The sequence below is a fragment of the Stenotrophomonas sp. G4 genome (genome assembly GCF_003428825.1).
GTDB classification, from domain to species: domain Bacteria; phylum Pseudomonadota; class Gammaproteobacteria; order Xanthomonadales; family Xanthomonadaceae; genus Stenotrophomonas; species Stenotrophomonas indicatrix.
On the sequence record NZ_CP031741.1, the window covers coordinates 2786737 to 2801609 of the forward strand.

The 14873-nt window shown below is 66.2% G+C and carries 11 protein-coding genes; 2 read left to right on the forward strand and 9 right to left on the reverse strand.

The window, feature by feature from the left end; translation table 11 throughout:
* Positions 1–46 precede the first annotated feature (46 nt).
* Positions 47–823, forward strand: coding sequence for a HipA family kinase (locus tag D0Y85_RS12930; RefSeq protein WP_032976287.1), 777 nt, complete (start codon positions 47–49; stop codon positions 821–823).
* Positions 801–1193, forward strand: coding sequence for a DUF3037 domain-containing protein (locus tag D0Y85_RS12935; RefSeq protein WP_117310755.1), 393 nt, complete (start codon positions 801–803; stop codon positions 1191–1193). Before D0Y85_RS12930 ends, D0Y85_RS12935 begins: the two co-directional genes overlap by 23 nt.
* Positions 1194–1197: 4 nt before the next feature.
* Here D0Y85_RS12935 and D0Y85_RS12940 read toward each other — a convergent pair whose 3' ends face one another.
* The 9 genes from D0Y85_RS12940 to ligA all read right to left on the reverse strand — a co-directional run bounded on the left by D0Y85_RS12940 (position 1198) and on the right by ligA (position 14786).
* Positions 1198–1581 (reverse strand): energy transducer TonB, encoded by a 384-nt coding sequence (locus D0Y85_RS12940; protein WP_162887671.1) that lies wholly within the window; start codon positions 1579–1581, stop codon positions 1198–1200.
* 150 nt (positions 1582–1731) lie between these two features.
* Positions 1732–3216 carry a serine hydrolase domain-containing protein gene (locus D0Y85_RS12945; RefSeq protein WP_240329243.1) on the reverse strand — a complete coding sequence of 495 codons (1485 nt, stop codon included), beginning with the start codon at positions 3214–3216 and terminating at the stop codon, positions 1732–1734.
* 28 nt (positions 3217–3244) lie between these two features.
* Positions 3245–5770, reverse strand: coding sequence for a membrane-bound PQQ-dependent dehydrogenase, glucose/quinate/shikimate family (locus tag D0Y85_RS12950; RefSeq protein ID WP_117310758.1), 2526 nt, complete (start codon positions 5768–5770; stop codon positions 3245–3247).
* Between the two features lie 130 nt (positions 5771–5900).
* Positions 5901–8615, reverse strand: coding sequence for a DNA gyrase subunit A (gene gyrA, locus D0Y85_RS12955; protein WP_117310759.1), 2715 nt, complete (start codon positions 8613–8615; stop codon positions 5901–5903).
* Between the two features lie 231 nt (positions 8616–8846).
* Entirely contained in the window at positions 8847–9911 is a 1065-nt protein-coding gene (gene mtnA / locus D0Y85_RS12960) for an S-methyl-5-thioribose-1-phosphate isomerase (RefSeq protein WP_117310760.1), read from the reverse strand.
* Positions 9912–9958: 47 nt separating this feature from the next.
* The gene (locus tag D0Y85_RS12965; protein WP_117311933.1) at positions 9959–10690 is read right to left on the reverse strand and encodes a DUF3011 domain-containing protein; all 732 of its coding nucleotides are present in this window, start codon (positions 10688–10690) and stop codon (positions 9959–9961) included.
* A gap of 134 nt (positions 10691–10824) precedes the next feature.
* Positions 10825–11781: an EF-P lysine aminoacylase EpmA gene (epmA, locus tag D0Y85_RS12970; protein WP_117310761.1), complete on the reverse strand. Its 957-nt coding sequence runs from the start codon at positions 11779–11781 to the stop codon at positions 10825–10827.
* On the reverse strand, positions 11778–12263 hold the full coding sequence (locus D0Y85_RS12975) for a GNAT family N-acetyltransferase (protein ID WP_117310762.1): 486 nt from the start codon (positions 12261–12263) through the stop codon (positions 11778–11780). Before D0Y85_RS12975 ends, epmA begins: the two co-directional genes overlap by 4 nt.
* Before the next feature lie 51 nt (positions 12264–12314).
* Positions 12315–14786, reverse strand: a complete 2472-nt coding sequence (ligA, locus tag D0Y85_RS12980) for an NAD-dependent DNA ligase LigA (protein ID WP_205420763.1) — start codon at positions 14784–14786, stop codon at positions 12315–12317.
* Positions 14787–14873: the final 87 nt, after the last annotated feature.

Sequence of the window (14873 nt, forward strand, 5' to 3'; positions counted from 1 at the left end):
GTCCTGCCATCGTCAACCGGCGCATCGGCCACGCTAGAATGCCCTCATGCGTACCGTCCATGCCCTCCGCTACATCACCCCCTTGCGGGAAGGTGGCTCACTGCCTGCCGTGGTCGAGACCGACGACGACGGTATGGCAGTGCTCAAGTTCCGTGGCGCCGGCCAAGGGCCCAAGGCACTGATCGCCGAGCTGATCGCAGGCGAGATGGCACGCGCGGTGGGCCTGCCGATTCCGGAGATCCTGTTCGTCGAGCTGGACAGCGAGTTCGCCCGCACCGAGCCGGACCCGGAGATCCAGGACCTGATCCGCGCCAGCGAAGGCCTGAACCTGGGCCTGGATTACCTGCCCGGCGCGATCAACTACGATCCGGCGGCGATGCCGGTGGACGCCGACCTGGCCTCGCGCATCGTCTGGTTCGATGCATTCACCAGCAACGTCGATCGCACCACGCGCAATCCGAACCTGATGGTCTGGCACCGCAAGCTGTATCTGATCGACCACGGTGCGGCGATGTACTTCCATCACGACTGGGCCAACGCCGGCGATGCCTGCGAGAAGCCCTTCGTACTCATCCGTGACCATGTGCTGCTGTCATTCGCCAGCCGCATCGCCGAGGTGGATGCCGAGCTGGCTGCGCGCCTGCCTGATGCGGAGATCGAGCGCATCGTCGGCCTGGTGCCGGACAGCTGGCTGGTCGATGAGCCGGCCTTCGACAGCCCCCAGGCTTACCGGCAGGGCTACATCAACTACCTGAAGCATCGCCTGAAGGTGCGTGCGGTGTTCGTGCAGGAGGCCATCCGTGCCCACGCTGCACACGTATGACTATGCCGTCATCCGCGTGGTGCCGCGGGTGGAACGCGAGGAGTTCATCAACGTCGGGGTGATCGTGTCCTGCCCGGGTGCACGTCACCTGGAAGCGGCAATCGAGATCGATGCCGCGCGCCTGCACGCCTTCGCGCCGGCGCTGGATATTGAAGCGCTGCAGCCGTGGCTGGATGCCATCGTGGCGATCTGCCGGGGCGATGCCGGCGCCGGCCCGATCGCGCAGCTGCCTGCGCGCGCACGCTTCCATTTCCTGACCGCCAAGCGCAGCTCGGTGGTGCAGATGTCCAGCACACACGTAGGCCGCACGGCGGACCCGGCGGGCGTGGTCGAACACCTGATGGCAAGGATGGTTCGGGTACCTGCCTAGCGCACTACTTGCCACCGCCCCAGCGTGCAGTCATTTCGCTGCGGATCGGCGTGCGCTCGGTGTTGCTGTCCGTTGCCGTGAAGCGCATCGCCTTGACCGCATTCAACGCCCAGCCACTGAAGGCCGTCGACGGCTTGGCCTCCACCACCTTTACGTCATACGTGCGGCCACGCTTGTTGACCGAATAGGCCACGGTCACCCCCTCCGCAAACGGCACACGGCCGGGGTCGACATTGAGTTGTGGGCGGAAGGTGCCCTCCACCGGCTTCCAGTACGTCAGCGCTTCGGCCTGCGGCAGCTGCAGCGGCTCGGGAGATGCGGCGGCGGCGACCTGGCTCAGTGCCAGGGCAAGCGTGATGGCAGCAACACGGAGCAGCATCGGAGGCATGGTTGTCATTCCTTGTACGCCAGTGGTTGGTTTCAAGCGTACGCCATCAGGGGCCTTTGCGGTTCACCGCAACGGTTACCGTGAAGTAGGGAATCGCGCTCCACTGCGTGCGCGGATTCTGCTGTCGGTCGTTGCTGCCGGCGCCGTGCATCACAGGGGCACGCGGCGGGCGATGTAGTTGATCACATTGCCTATTGCATCCGGATCGACGTTGGCCAGGCCGATCAGTACATATCCCTGCTCAGGCATCACCACAATGGCGCTGTTCGAGCCGGGCGCCCCGCCCTCATGGCCGAACTGGCGCTGCCTGCCCTCGCCCTGCACCATGAACCCGTAGCCGTACCAGCCCTTGTTGTTCTGCGGACGCGTGGCCTGCTGTAGCCACGCCGGCGAAACCAGGGTGCCGGCACGCAGGGCCTCGGCGAACTTCAACAGGTCACCCACGGTGCTGTAACCGCCGCCGGCGGCAGTCCCGCGCCATGGCAGGGATCTGGTTTCGCTGAGCCACTCTCCTTTCACCCGGGTATAGCCGGGTGCACGATGTGGAACGTGTACCGATTCCGGCTCGAAGCCGGTTGCCGTCATGCCCGCTGCGCGGAGGATATGGTCGTTGACATAGCGGTAGTACGTCTGCCCGGACACCACCTCGATGATACGACCGAGCACAATGAAACCGTAGTTGGAGTAGCCGTCCTGGCTGCCTGCGGCAAACTGCGGGCGATCCCTGGCGAAGTGCTGCACATAATCGTCGTGCGTTCTCAAAGGCGCCGCGTAGTGCTCGAAATCATCACCGAAGAAATCACCGAGCCCACTGGTATGGTTGAGCAGTTGCCGGATCGTCACCGTACCTGCCACCCCTTCGTTGGGATAGTCCGGCAGGCGCTTGCCGATGGTGTCATCCAGGGCAAGACGGCCGGCCTCAGCCAGTTGCAGGATCCCCACTGCGGTGAACATCTTGTTGGAAGAGGCAAGGCGGAACTGCGTCTGCGCATCGACGGGCACGCGCTGCTCGCGGTTGGCGAGCCCTCCCTGCCACTGCATCAGCACCTTGCCATCGTGCGCGACCAGCACGGCGCCAGAGAGCGCGTCGGCCGCCTGCAGCGCGTTGAGCCGTGCCGTGGTTTCGCCCAGAAGTGCCGGCAGTTCCATGCGTGCGGGCTGGAACTGTGGCGGCGTCGGCACACCTTCCAACTGGAACAGCTTCAGGTGGCATGGAGCGGCAGGGTCCATTTCCGCAGTCAACAGCATCGCCCGTTCACTGTTCTCGCCCAGCACCAGCACTTCGACCTTCTCCGGCGTGCTCGAGCGGACGTCGAGGACCTTCACCGGCCCACTGGACGCACGGAACTCCAGGTAATCCTGCGGGCCGCTGCCCGCCTTCTTTGCGTACCTGTCGGCGAACGCCTGCAATCCATCGAGGCTGCCCGCATTGAAGGCAGCCAACCATTCATCCACGGCATCCTGCGCGCGTGGACCGCTCGATCCGGCAGGTGCTTCGGCCGCACCAACACTGGATGACAATGCCGGCAGCAAGGCGAAAGCCAACAGCAAGGCACGTTGACGGTACACAGGCATGGCGAATCCTTCGCAGGCAGAACGTAGCGCCATCCTAGAGGACAATCGCACAGAGTCCATGCACTGCAGCCGCACTCACACCCTTGGGCTATTCCGGCAACGCATACGCCATCACGTAATCCCCGGCCGGCGTCTCCATGAAGTGGTGCCCGCCAGCCATGATGACCACGTACTGCCGCCCGCCCTGCTCGTACACCATCGGGTTGGCCTGGCCACCTGCTGGCAGCTTGGTGTGCCACAGCTCCTTGCCGGTCTTCAGGTCGATGGCACGCAGCAGGTCGTCGGTCGCTGCGGCGATGAAGATCAGGCCGCTGGCGGTCACCACCGAACCGCCATTGTTCGGCGTGCCGATTTCAATGGGCAGGCCGGAGCGGATGCCGAAGGGGCCGTTGCCACGTGCGCTGCCGAACGGCCGGTCCCACAGCAGCTTGCCGCTGCGCAGGTCGATCGCACGGATACCGCCATAGGGCGGCTGCTTGCACAGCAGGCCGGTGAACGGCAGCCGCCAACCGGCGTTGACGTCGATGCCATAGGGCGTGCCGACCTGCGGATCCCCTGCCCCTTCGGCACCGCCCTTGTCGGCGCGCATCTGCTCACGCGGCAGCCAGCCCTTGCGGTCGGCTTCGGCGCGCGGCACCAGCCGGTTGTAGTTGGGCATGTCGTTGTAGTTGGCCACGATCACGCCACGCCGCGTATCGATGGCCACGCTGCCCCAGTCAGAGCCACCGTTGTAGCCGGGGTACTCGATGGAGTGGTGATCGCTGCTGGGCGGTGTGTAGAACCCTTCGTAATGTGCCTTGCGGAACTGGATTCGGCAGACCAGCTGGTCGATGGGGGTGATACCCCACATGTCACGCTCGGTCAGCGCGTCGTCGCGCCGCAGCGTGTGGTATAGCGAGAACAGCTGGGTGGCGGCGCGCTGCTCGGGCTCCACGCCGCCCTGTGGCACCTTGCGCTCTTCGGCCGGGGTCAGCAGCTGGCCGTTGCGACGGTCGAGGATGTATATGTCGCCCTGCTTGGTGGGCAGCAGGATCGCCGGCACCTTGCCCGATGCCGTCGGGTAGTCGATCAGGCTGGCCTGCGAACCCAGGTCGTAGTCCCAGACGTCCTTGCGCACCGCCTGGAAATGCCAGACCGGCTTGCCGGTAGCCACATCGATGGCGACCAGCGAGGTCGCGTACCTGTTCTGGTTTTCGGTGCGCGAGCCACTCCAGTAGTCGCCTGCGGAATTGCCCATCGGCAGGTACACCAGGCCCAGTGCTTCATCGCCGGTAGCGGTGGTCCACATGTTCGGTGTGCCACGTGTGTAGGTCTGCTCGCGCGGTGGCAGGCCGCTGCGCTCGGGCTGGTCCATGTCCCACGCCCAGCGCAGCTTGCCGCTGATCGCGTCGTAGGCCTGGATGACGCCGGAGGGCGCGTCGCGGCGCTGGCCGTCCAGTACCTGGTGGCCGGTAACGATGACACCGCGGACGATTGCCGGCGGCGAGGTGATCGATACGTAACCCGGCGGCACCTCGCCCATGCCCAGGGTGATGTCGACCTGGCCGTTGTTGCCGAAATTCGCGCAGGGGCGACCGCTGTCGGCGTCCACCGCGATCAGGCGGCCGTCCAGCGTGCCTTCGATGATGCGTGCGCTGCAGGCTGAGCGGCTCCCTGGCGCCGCGCTCTGGTGGGTGCGGGTCGGCGGCGGCGCGGGCAGCGCGAGATCGGCGGCCACGTCAGCCAGTGCAGCATCGGCGATGTTCGGCGCGCTGGGTACCTCGTAATAGGACACGCCCCGGCAGGCGGCCGTATACGGGATCGATGCATCCTTCACCTTCGGATCGAAACGCCATAGTTCCTTGCCGCTGCCGGCATCGAGGGCGATCAACTGATTGCGTGCGGTGCACAGGTACAACCGATCACCGATCTTCAGTGGCGTGGTTTCCGCACCCCAGCGCTTCTTCGGCAGGTCGCCCGTGCGGAACTGCCACGCCAGTTGCAGGGTTCCCACGTTTTCCGGGGTGACCTGCTGCAGGGGCGAATAGCGGGTGGCGGCATTGCTGCGCCCCCATGCCGGCCAGTCGCCTTCTGCTGGCTGGTCGGCAGGCTGCAGGCCGGTGGTGTCACGGGTGGAATCAAGCCCGGTGCTGACCGCCGGCTCCGGGAACGGCTGATGCCCGTCGACCACGCCATGCGGAGTGAACGCGAGGCCGAAGGCGGCCACGAAGACCAGCATCAGTACAGCGGCCACGCTGCGCGACAGGCGCTTGGGTACCGGCGCCTGCAGGGTCGGCGCCAGCAATGCCAGGACGATGCCCAGCGCGGTCACCAGGCCCAGCCGTGGTACCCAGCGCCAGTAATCGCTGCCCGATTCCCACCAGGTCCACAGCAGGCTGCCGATGAACACCAGTGCATACAGCAGCGCACCGCTACGCCGATTGCCCCACAACAGGATGCCGCAGACCAGCAGGCCGAGGCCGGCGATGGCGTAGTACCAGGAACCACCGAGGCTGAGCAGCCACGCACCAAGTCCGCCGATGACCAGGCCGAGCACGATCAGCAACAGGGCCAGCACGGTAACGAGAGGATGGCGGGGCGGAGGCGCGGAAGCAGACTGCGGCGTGGCGGACATCGTCGATCTCCGGGGGCAGCATGCGCCCTTATGCCACCGTCACCGTGAAGTGCGTGCGTATTTTCGCCCGCAGACACGACGACGCCGGCACAAGGCCGGCGTCGTCGGGTACCTCAGCGTCGCGGCAGGATCACTCCTGCGCGGCATCCTCGCTGCTGGCGGCAGCCGGTGCGCCGTCGGTCGTGGCCGGGGCGGCGGCGACCACCTCGTCCTCGTCCTCGTCGATCGAGGCATCCATACGCTCCACCGCCTGCAGCTTCTCGTCCTTGGACAGGCGGATCAGGGTCACGCCCTGGGTGTTGCGGCCGACGCGGCTGATTTCCGAGCCACGGGTACGCACCAGGGTGCCGCCGTCGGAGATCAGCAGGACTTCATCGTCGGTACCCATCAGCACCGCGGCAACCAGCTTGCCATTGCGCTCGGTGGTCTGGATGCCGATGACGCCCTGCGTGCCACGCCCCTTGCGCGGATAGTCCGGCAGCGGGGTGCGCTTGCCGTAGCCGTTTTCGGTGGCGGTGAGGATGTAACGCAGGTTGGCGTCGTCGGCACCTTCGATCAGCGCATCGCCCGTGGCGATGGCCTCCTCGACACCGTTGTCGTCCTCGTTCTCGTCCTCGATGCCGCCAGCACTCTCGGCCACGATCAGGCTGACCACTTCCTCGCCGGCCGGCATCCTGATGCCGCGCACGCCGGTAGCGGTACGCCCCATCGAGCGGACCTTGTCTTCACCGAAGCGCACGGTCTTGCCGTTGGAGGCGAACAGCAGGATGTCACGCTCGCCATCGGTCAGGCCGACGCCGACCAGGGCATCGCCCTCGTCGAGGTTGATCGCGATCTTGCCACGGGCCAGACGGAAGGCGAACTCGCCCAGCGGGGTCTTCTTGACCGTACCGTTCTTGGTGGCGAAGAACACGAACTGGCCATCAGCGTACTCGCGCACCGGCAGCACGGCCTGCACGCGTTCGCCCGGCTCCAGCGGGATCCAGTTGATGATCGGACGACCGCGGGCATTGGAACCGGCTTCAGGCAGCTGGTACACCGGCAGCCAGAACACCTTGCCCGAACTGGTGAAGGTCAGCAGCGTGTCGTGCGTGTTGACCAGCCACAGCTGCTCGATGAAATCCTCTTCCTTGGTCGACGCTGCACTGCGGCCACGGCCGCCTCGACGCTGGGCGCGATAGGCGCTGACCGGTTGGCGCTTCACGTAACCGGCATGCGACAGGGTGACCACCACGTCTTCCGGGGCGATCAGGTCGAGGATGTCCAGGTCTTCTTCGCTGTGGCGGATCTCGGTACGGCGCTCGTCACCGAACTCGGCCCGCACGTTGATCAGCTCTTCGCGGATCACCTGCAGCAGGCGATCGGGATCTTCCAGGATATGGATGAGCCCGGCGATCACTTCCAGCAGCTGCTTGTATTCCTCGGTCAGGCGGTCCTGCTCCAGCCCGGTCAGGCGGTGCAGGCGCATTTCCAGGATCTGGGTCGCCTGGATCTCGGTCAGCTGGTAGCCGCCTTCGATCAGGCCCACGCCCTTGGGCAGGTCATCGGGACGAGAGGCTTCGGCACCGGCGGCGCCGAGCATCGAACCGACCAGGCCCGGTTCCCACAGGCGCGCAAGCATGCGCTCGCGTGCCTCGGTGGGGTTCGGCGAGGTCTTGATCAGTTCGATCATCTCGTCGATGTTGGCCAGCGCAACGGTCAGGCCTTCCAGCACGTGGGCACGGGCGCGCGCCTTGCGCAGTTCGAACACGGTGCGGCGGGTGACCACTTCGCGACGGTGGCGGACGAAGGCCTCCAGCATCTGCTTGAGGTTCATCAACTGCGGGCGGCCGTCGACCAGCGCCACCATGTTGATGCCGAACACCGACTCCATCTGGGTCTGCTGGTAGAGGTTGTTGAGCACAACCTCGGCCGACTCGCCGCGCTTGATTTCGATGTAGATGCGCATGCCGTCCTTGTCGGACTCATCGCGCAGCTCGCTGATGCCTTCGATCTTCTTTTCCTTGACCAGCTCGGCGATCTTCTCGATCAGACGCGCCTTGTTCACCTGGTAAGGAATTTCAGTGACGATGATCGATTCGCGGCCGTTGTCGGCCACTTCGACATCCGCCTTGGCACGGATGCGCACGCGGCCACGGCCGGTGCGGTAACCGGCGATGATGCCGGCGGTGCCGTTGATGATGCCCGCAGTCGGGAAATCCGGGCCCGGGATGAACTCCATCAGGCCGTCGATATCGATTTCCGGATTGTCGATCAGCGCGATGCAGGCATTGATCGATTCGGTGAGGTTGTGCGGCGGAATGTTGGTCGCCATGCCCACCGCGATACCGGCCGAACCATTGACCAGCAGGTTCGGGAACCGGGTCGGCATGACCGTCGGCTCCAGTTCCTTTTCGTCGTAGTTGGGCTGGAAATCGACGGTTTCCTTGTCGATGTCTGCCATCAGCTCATGCGCGAGCCGCGACATGCGCGCCTCGGTGTATCGCATCGCCGCGGCGGAGTCGCCGTCGACCGAACCGAAGTTACCCTGGCCATCGACCAGCATGTAGCGCAGCGAGAACGGCTGTGCCAATCGCACCAGCGTGTCGTACACCGACTGGTCGCCATGCGGGTGGTACTTACCGATGACGTCACCGACGATACGTGCCGACTTGAAGTAGGGCTTGTTGCTGTGCGCGTTGAGTTCATTCATCGCAAACAGCACACGACGATGCACCGGCTTGAGGCCATCGCGCGCATCTGGCAGCGCGCGCCCCACGATCACGCTCATGGCGTAATCGAGGTAGCTCTTGCGCATCTCGTCTTCCAGGTTGACCTGGATGATTTCCTTGGCGGTTTCTGCCATTCGGGTTCCGTTGTCTGGTAGCGGTCCAGTCCGGCGCATCCACCCGGGGGTGGTCGTGCCGGAACCTCGATTCAACCGCTGGATTCTACCACACGGGGCCGTTTTCCGCCTGCCTTTACGGTGATTTTACCGGCACAAATCAGGAACTTAGGGGGTGGCCGGCCAGTGGCCGGCACTACCGGACGCTGGCCGGGGCCCTTTCCAGCGGAAAGGTAGCCGCCCCTGCCCACGTCAGCCGCCAAAGGCGGCGCGCATGTTCTCCGCGGTCGGGTTCAGGATCACCCCCCGCTCGGTCACGATGGCATCGATCAGCTCGCCCGGGGTGACATCGAACACCGGGTTCCAGGCGGCGATGCCCTCGGCCACGGTGCGGGTGCCGCCCACGCCGTACAGTTCGCCCGGGTCGCGCTGCTCGATCTCGATCTGGCTGCCGTCCACGGTATCCATGTCCACCGTCGAGGACGGCGCCACGACCATGAACTTCACCCCGTGGTGGCGGGCCGCGATGGCCAGCTGATAGGTGCCGATCTTGTTGGCGGTATCGCCATTGGCGCAGATGCGGTCGGCGCCCACGATCACCCACTGCACCGCACCGGTCTTCATCAGGTGCGAGGCGGCCGAGTCGGCGATCAGCGTCGCGTCGATGCCATCCTGCTGCAGCTCCCACACAGTCAGGCGCGCTCCCTGCAACCACGGCCGGGTCTCACCTGCGAACACACGGGCGATACGGTCCTGGGCCTTGCCGGCGCGGATCACGCCCAGCGCGGTACCGAAGCCGGCGGTGGCCAGCGAACCGGTATTGCAATGGGTCAACACACCGCTACCGGCCTCGATCAGGCCGGCACCGAGTGCGCCCATATGGCGGTTGGCGGCCAGATCCTCTTCGGCGATCGCTTGTGCTTCCGCCTCAAGCAACGTCTTCCAGTCGGCACCGGCAGCGCTCAGGCAACGTCGCATGCGTGCCAGCGCCCACGCCAGGTTGACCGCGGTCGGGCGCGAGGCATTCAGCCGCTGCAGCGCTGGTTCCAGCTGCTGCAGGGCATGCGCGCCGTCGGCGGCCTGCACATCGCGTGCGGCCAGCACCACACCCCAGGCGGCGGCGATGCCGATGGCCGGCGCGCCGCGCACGGTCAGAGCGTGGATGGCGGCGGCCACTTCATCACTGTCATGGCAGGCCACATGCTCGACCACGAACGGCAGCTTGCGCTGGTCGAGCAGTTGCAGGGCATCGCCGGTCCACAGGATCGGGCGGATGTGGTCGTAGCGGGCGTAGTCGAGGTCGGTGGCGGTATTCATGGTCCCATTGTAGGGCCACGCCACGCACGGATGGACCCCGCCCGGGGTCAGTTCACCGAGAATTCGGCGCGGCAGCCGCCATCGACCCAGATGCCGTTGCGGTTCCAGCCCCAGGTGCTGCCTTCCTCGCACGGGGTGCTGGAAAGCTGGTTGGAGAGGGTGGCGCTGGTGGAGATGCTGGCGCCACAGAAGCGGCGCTTCTTGGACTTGGATTCGCAGGTCAGCCTGCGCGGCACGTCGACGAAACGACCCTGCTCGTCGGCCACCTCGAAGTCACCCTGGCAGCCTCGGGTGGTCCAGACCTCATTGCGCTTGTAGCCCCAGCCCTGCCCTTCCCGGCACGGCAGTACCGACAGCTGCCGCAGCAACCGTACCGGCGCACCGTCCAGGCGTACCGGGCAGCTCTGCGGGCGGCCGTTGGACTCACAGCGCACTACCCGCCGCACCAGGCGCTTGCGGCCCTCGCTCGGCGGCGCTGCAGCATTTTCTGCCGGGCGCGCACGGAACTCGGCACGGCAGCCCAGGGTCACCCACACGCCACTGCGGTCGGTGCCCCACTCGCTGCCACGGATGCAGCTGTTGCTGGACAACTGGCGGATCAGGTCGACGCCGTTGCTGACATCGATGTCGCAGTGAACCCAGCCCATGTCGCGGGATTCGCAGGTCACCACTTCGCTGTCATAGCCAGGCGCCTGCGCCGATGCGGTCGACGGAAGCAGGCCACTCCATATCGCCACGGAGTACATCGGTGCCGCTACGACCGCAAACCACTTGACCAAAGCCTTCCCCATGAATGGATGAACCACGACGCAAGTGTGCGGCATCGGCTGTGATAAGAGCATCATCGTGCTTGCTGAATCAAGCGCGCACACGCGTGTTTTCGTTCAGCCTGCCAGGTGCAGGGGAAATCGGCTCATGCGTGGGCGAAATCGAATGCAAGCACGTCGGCGATGCGCGGTGTGCGGTGCATCGCCATCAGCAGGCGATCAATGCCTACGGCAACACCGGCACAGGCGGGCATTGCAGGAAGTGCCTGCAGCAACGCTTCATCCAGCGCGGGCTGCACCTGCCCCCGTGCATGGCGGCGCTGCAGGTCATGCTGGAAACGCGCGCGCTGTTCAGCCGCATCGTTCAGTTCGTGATAGCCATTGGCCAGTTCCACCGCGCCCAGGTACAGCTCGAAACGCTCGGCCAGCGGCGGCGTGCCGGGGCGGATGCGCGCCAGTGCCGCCTGGCTGGCGGGCCAGTCGTGAACCACGGTCATGACCGTGTCATCGAACTGCGGTTGGATACGGTGGGTCATCAACAGATCCAGCCAGTCATCGCGGGTCAGGCCTACCGGATCGATGTGCACCTCGCCCAGCGCGGCGCGCAGTTCGGCCTCATCGGCATCGAACGGGTCCACACCGGCCTGTTGCTGGAACAGTTCGCGATAGCTCAGCAAGCGCAGCGTCGCGCTGCGGCCAACCAGCGCCAACGCCTGCCCCACCAGTTCCGCGGTTTCCTGCAGCAACCGATGGTGGTCCCAGCCAACCCGATACCACTCCAGCATGGTGAACTCGGGATTGTGGCGGCCACCGGCTTCGCCATTGCGGAACACCCGGCCCAGCTCATAGCAGTCGCCCACGCCGGCAGCGAGCAGGCGCTTGAGCGGGAACTCCGGCGAGGTACGCAGCCAGCGGCGGCGTCCGCCCGCATTGACGTGGCCGCTGAAATCGGTGTGGAAGCTGTCGATGTTCGGCTCGGTGTTGCCGGCCACGGAAAGGATCGGCGTTTCCACTTCCAGCACGCCACGCTCGGCGAAGAAGCGTCGCACCAGCGCATTGAGGCTGGCACGCTGTTGCAGGCGGCGCAGCAGTGCCTCGCTCACAGGATGCCCTCCGGGCGCGGATGGTCCAGCGGCAGGGTCAGAAGATCGCGCGTGTCGTCGATGTAGCCACTGGCCAGGTACAGGCGGCGCGCCAGTTCGTTGTGATGGTTGACCTCCAGCCGCAGCCGGCTGACCCCGCGCCCGCGCGCGCGTTGTTCGCAGATGGCCAGTGCCCGCTTGCCACGGCCACGGCCACGCGCGCGGTGGCTGAGGTAGAGCTCGTCGAGCAGCATGAAATGGCCGCCCTGCTCCAGGCTGAAGCCCATCGCGATGACCGCATAGCCAACGACGGCCGCGGCCTCGTCCAGCCACAGCAGCACTTCCCCGTTGCGCGGATCGGCCAGCAGCGCATCGACACCACGGCGCACGCGCGCATCGTCGAATTCGATCTTGTCTTCGGCGTAGAAATCGCGCATCAGCGCGATCAGCAGTTCCTCGTCGGCACGGGTGGCCAGGCGGAAATCCAGCGGAGCGATCTGCATCAGTGTTCCTTTGCGGTTGCGTGCCGGGTGCCTGCGCACCCGGCCGGTTCATCACTCGTGTTCGGCCAGGTAGGCCAGCAGGCGCTCTTCATCCCACACCGGAACGCCCAGCGATTGCGCCTTGTCCAGCTTTGAACCCGCCTCGGTGCCGGCCACCACGAAACTGGTCTTCTTCGACACGCTGCCGGACACCTTGGCGCCCAGCGCCTCCAGGCGCTCCTTGGCGGCATCGCGGTTGAGCTGGGCCAGCGTGCCGGTAAGCACCACCGTCTGCCCGTCCAGCGGGCCGGCCACCACGTCGGCCAGGGCCGGCGCACTGGCCAGGATGTGCTTCATCTCCACTTCGGCGGCCAGCAACATCGCGCCATGGCCCTCGCTGTCCAGCCAGTCAGCGACGCCGCGCGCAGTGTCATCGGGCAGGCCGGCGTTGACGAACTGGCCGTGCTCGGCGTCCAGCACCGCCTGCGCACTGGGCAGTGCGGCCACCAGCTTCTCCGCGCGCAGGCGGGTAATGCCGGGAATCTCCGCTTCGACCAGCAGCTGGGCAAGGTCCAGCCCCTCGCGCAGCTTCGCACTTGGCGGGTGCACGTCGCTGATGCGCACCTGCCCCACCTGCAGCAGCGCGTCGATGGCCTGCTGGTTGCCTTCCTGTTCGAAGAAGTGGCCCAGCGAGCGCGCCACTTCGCCACCGATATCCGGCACGCGCTTGAACAACGGCCACGGCAGACGGCGGATCAACGCCAGATCGCCAAACCACTGTGCCAGTGCCTTGGCGGTGCTCTCGCCGACGTGCTCGATACCCAGCGCGAACAGCAGTCGCTCCAGCGTCGCATCACGGCTGGCATCGATCGCAGCGATCAGGTTGTCAGCCCATTTGGTCGCGATCTTCCTGGTGTTCCATTCGAACGCTGCCGGCTGCGCCAGTGCCTGCGCGCGCCACCCCGCGTCGTTGCCATCCAGCTTCAACACCGCGTTGAGCACCGCGCCGCTGCCTTCGGCCGGCAGGTGCAGTTTCAGGCTGGCCGCGAGCGCGGAAGGATCTTCAGCATCCAGCACCAGCTTCAGGTGCAGCAGCTGGTCGCGGGTGAGGCGGTACAGATCGGCCACGCTCCTGACGATGCCGGCGTCCACCAGGGTTTCGATGTACTTGTCGCCGAGACCGTCGATATCCATCGCCCGTCGCGAGGCGAAGTGGGCGATGGCCTCCTTGCGCTGCGCCGGGCAGGACAGCTCGCCCGAGCAGCGCCACGCGGCGGCCCCTTCCTCGCGCACGATTTCCGAGCCGCACACCGGGCAGGTGGTCGGCATCTGCCAGGGTGTGGTGCCGGCGGGACGGCGCTCGAGAATGACGCTGACCACTTCCGGAATCACATCGCCGGCACGGCGCACGATCACGCTGTCGCCCACGCGCACATCCAGGCGCGCGATCTGGTCGGCGTTGTGCAGAGTGGCATTGGAGACGATCACACCGGCCACCGCGACCGGCGCCAGGCGCGCCACCGGGGTGGCAGCACCGGTGCGGCCGATCTGGATTTCGATGGCCTCCAGCGTCGTGCTCTGTTCCTGCGCCGGGAACTTGTGCGCGATGGCCCAGCGTGGTGCGCGCGACACGAAGCCCATGGCCTGCTGGCCGGCGCGGTCATCGAGCTTGTAGACCACGCCATCAATGTCGAATGCCAGGCCGTCGCGACGCTCGCCGATGTCACGGTAGTACGCCAGCAGGCCGTCGCTGCCTTCCACCACCTTGCACAGGTCGCTGACCGGGAAACCCCAGTCGCGCAGCTGCGCCAGCGTGCCCGAGTGCGTATCGGGCAACTCACCGCCCTGCACTTCACCGGTACCGTAGGTGAAGAAACTGAGCCTGCGCTGCGCGCTGATCTTCGGGTCAAGCTGGCGCAGCGAACCGGCCGCGGCATTGCGCGGATTGGCCAGCACCTTGCCACCGTGCAGGCGCGCGCGCTCGTTGTAGGCCTCGAAGTCGGCGCGGGCCATGTAGACCTCACCGCGCACTTCCAGCACATCCGGCCAGTCCCTGCCTTTCAGGCGCTTGGGAATGTCGCCGATCTCGCGCAGGTTGGCAGTCACGTCCTCACCGGTGCTGCCATCGCCCCGGGTGGCGCCCAGCACGAAATGACCGTCCTCGTAACGCAGGCTGATCGCCAGGCCGTCCATCTTCGGTTCGGCGGAAAAACGCAGGGTGCCGCGGCGCAGGCGCTCATCGATGCGGCGCACGAAGTCGGCCACTTCCTCATCGCTGAAGGCATTGGACAGCGACAGCATCGGTACCGCATGGGTGACTTCGGCGAAGCGGCCGGACGGGCGTGCCCCGACCTGCTGGGTCGGGCTGTCGGCACGGGCGAGATCAGGATGCTCGCGCTCCAGCGCCTCCAGCTCGCGCACCAGGCGGTCGTAGTCGACGTCGGGGATCTCCGGCGCATCCAGCTCGTGATAGGCGCGATTGGCCTGGGCGATCTGCAGGCGCAGGTCTTCGGCACGTTCGGCGGGGCTGGGGCTCATCGGAATCCGCGGGTTCTGGGATGGCCGGGAATTCTACCGCGCCTGCGCGCAGCACCTTGTAGAACCGGGCCATGCGGGACTGGCGGCGAGCAA

Bases quoted from the DNA above. Each gene is read 5' to 3' on its own strand.
- gyrA (WP_117310759.1), bottom strand. From the start codon at position 8,615: ATGGCAGAAACCGCCAAGGAAATCATCCAGGTCAACCTGGAAGACGAG.
- D0Y85_RS12940 (WP_162887671.1), bottom strand. From the start codon at position 1,581: ATGCCTCCGATGCTGCTCCGTGTTGCTGCCATCACGCTTGCCCTGGCA.
- D0Y85_RS12945 (WP_240329243.1), bottom strand. From the start codon at position 3,216: ATGGACTCTGTGCGATTGTCCTCTAGGATGGCGCTACGTTCTGCCTGC.
- mtnA (WP_117310760.1), bottom strand. From the start codon at position 9,911: ATGAATACCGCCACCGACCTCGACTACGCCCGCTACGACCACATCCGC.
- D0Y85_RS12930 (WP_032976287.1), top strand. From the start codon at position 47: ATGCGTACCGTCCATGCCCTCCGCTACATCACCCCCTTGCGGGAAGGT.
- D0Y85_RS12975 (WP_117310762.1), bottom strand. From the start codon at position 12,263: ATGCAGATCGCTCCGCTGGATTTCCGCCTGGCCACCCGTGCCGACGAG.
- D0Y85_RS12950 (WP_117310758.1), bottom strand. From the start codon at position 5,770: ATGTCCGCCACGCCGCAGTCTGCTTCCGCGCCTCCGCCCCGCCATCCT.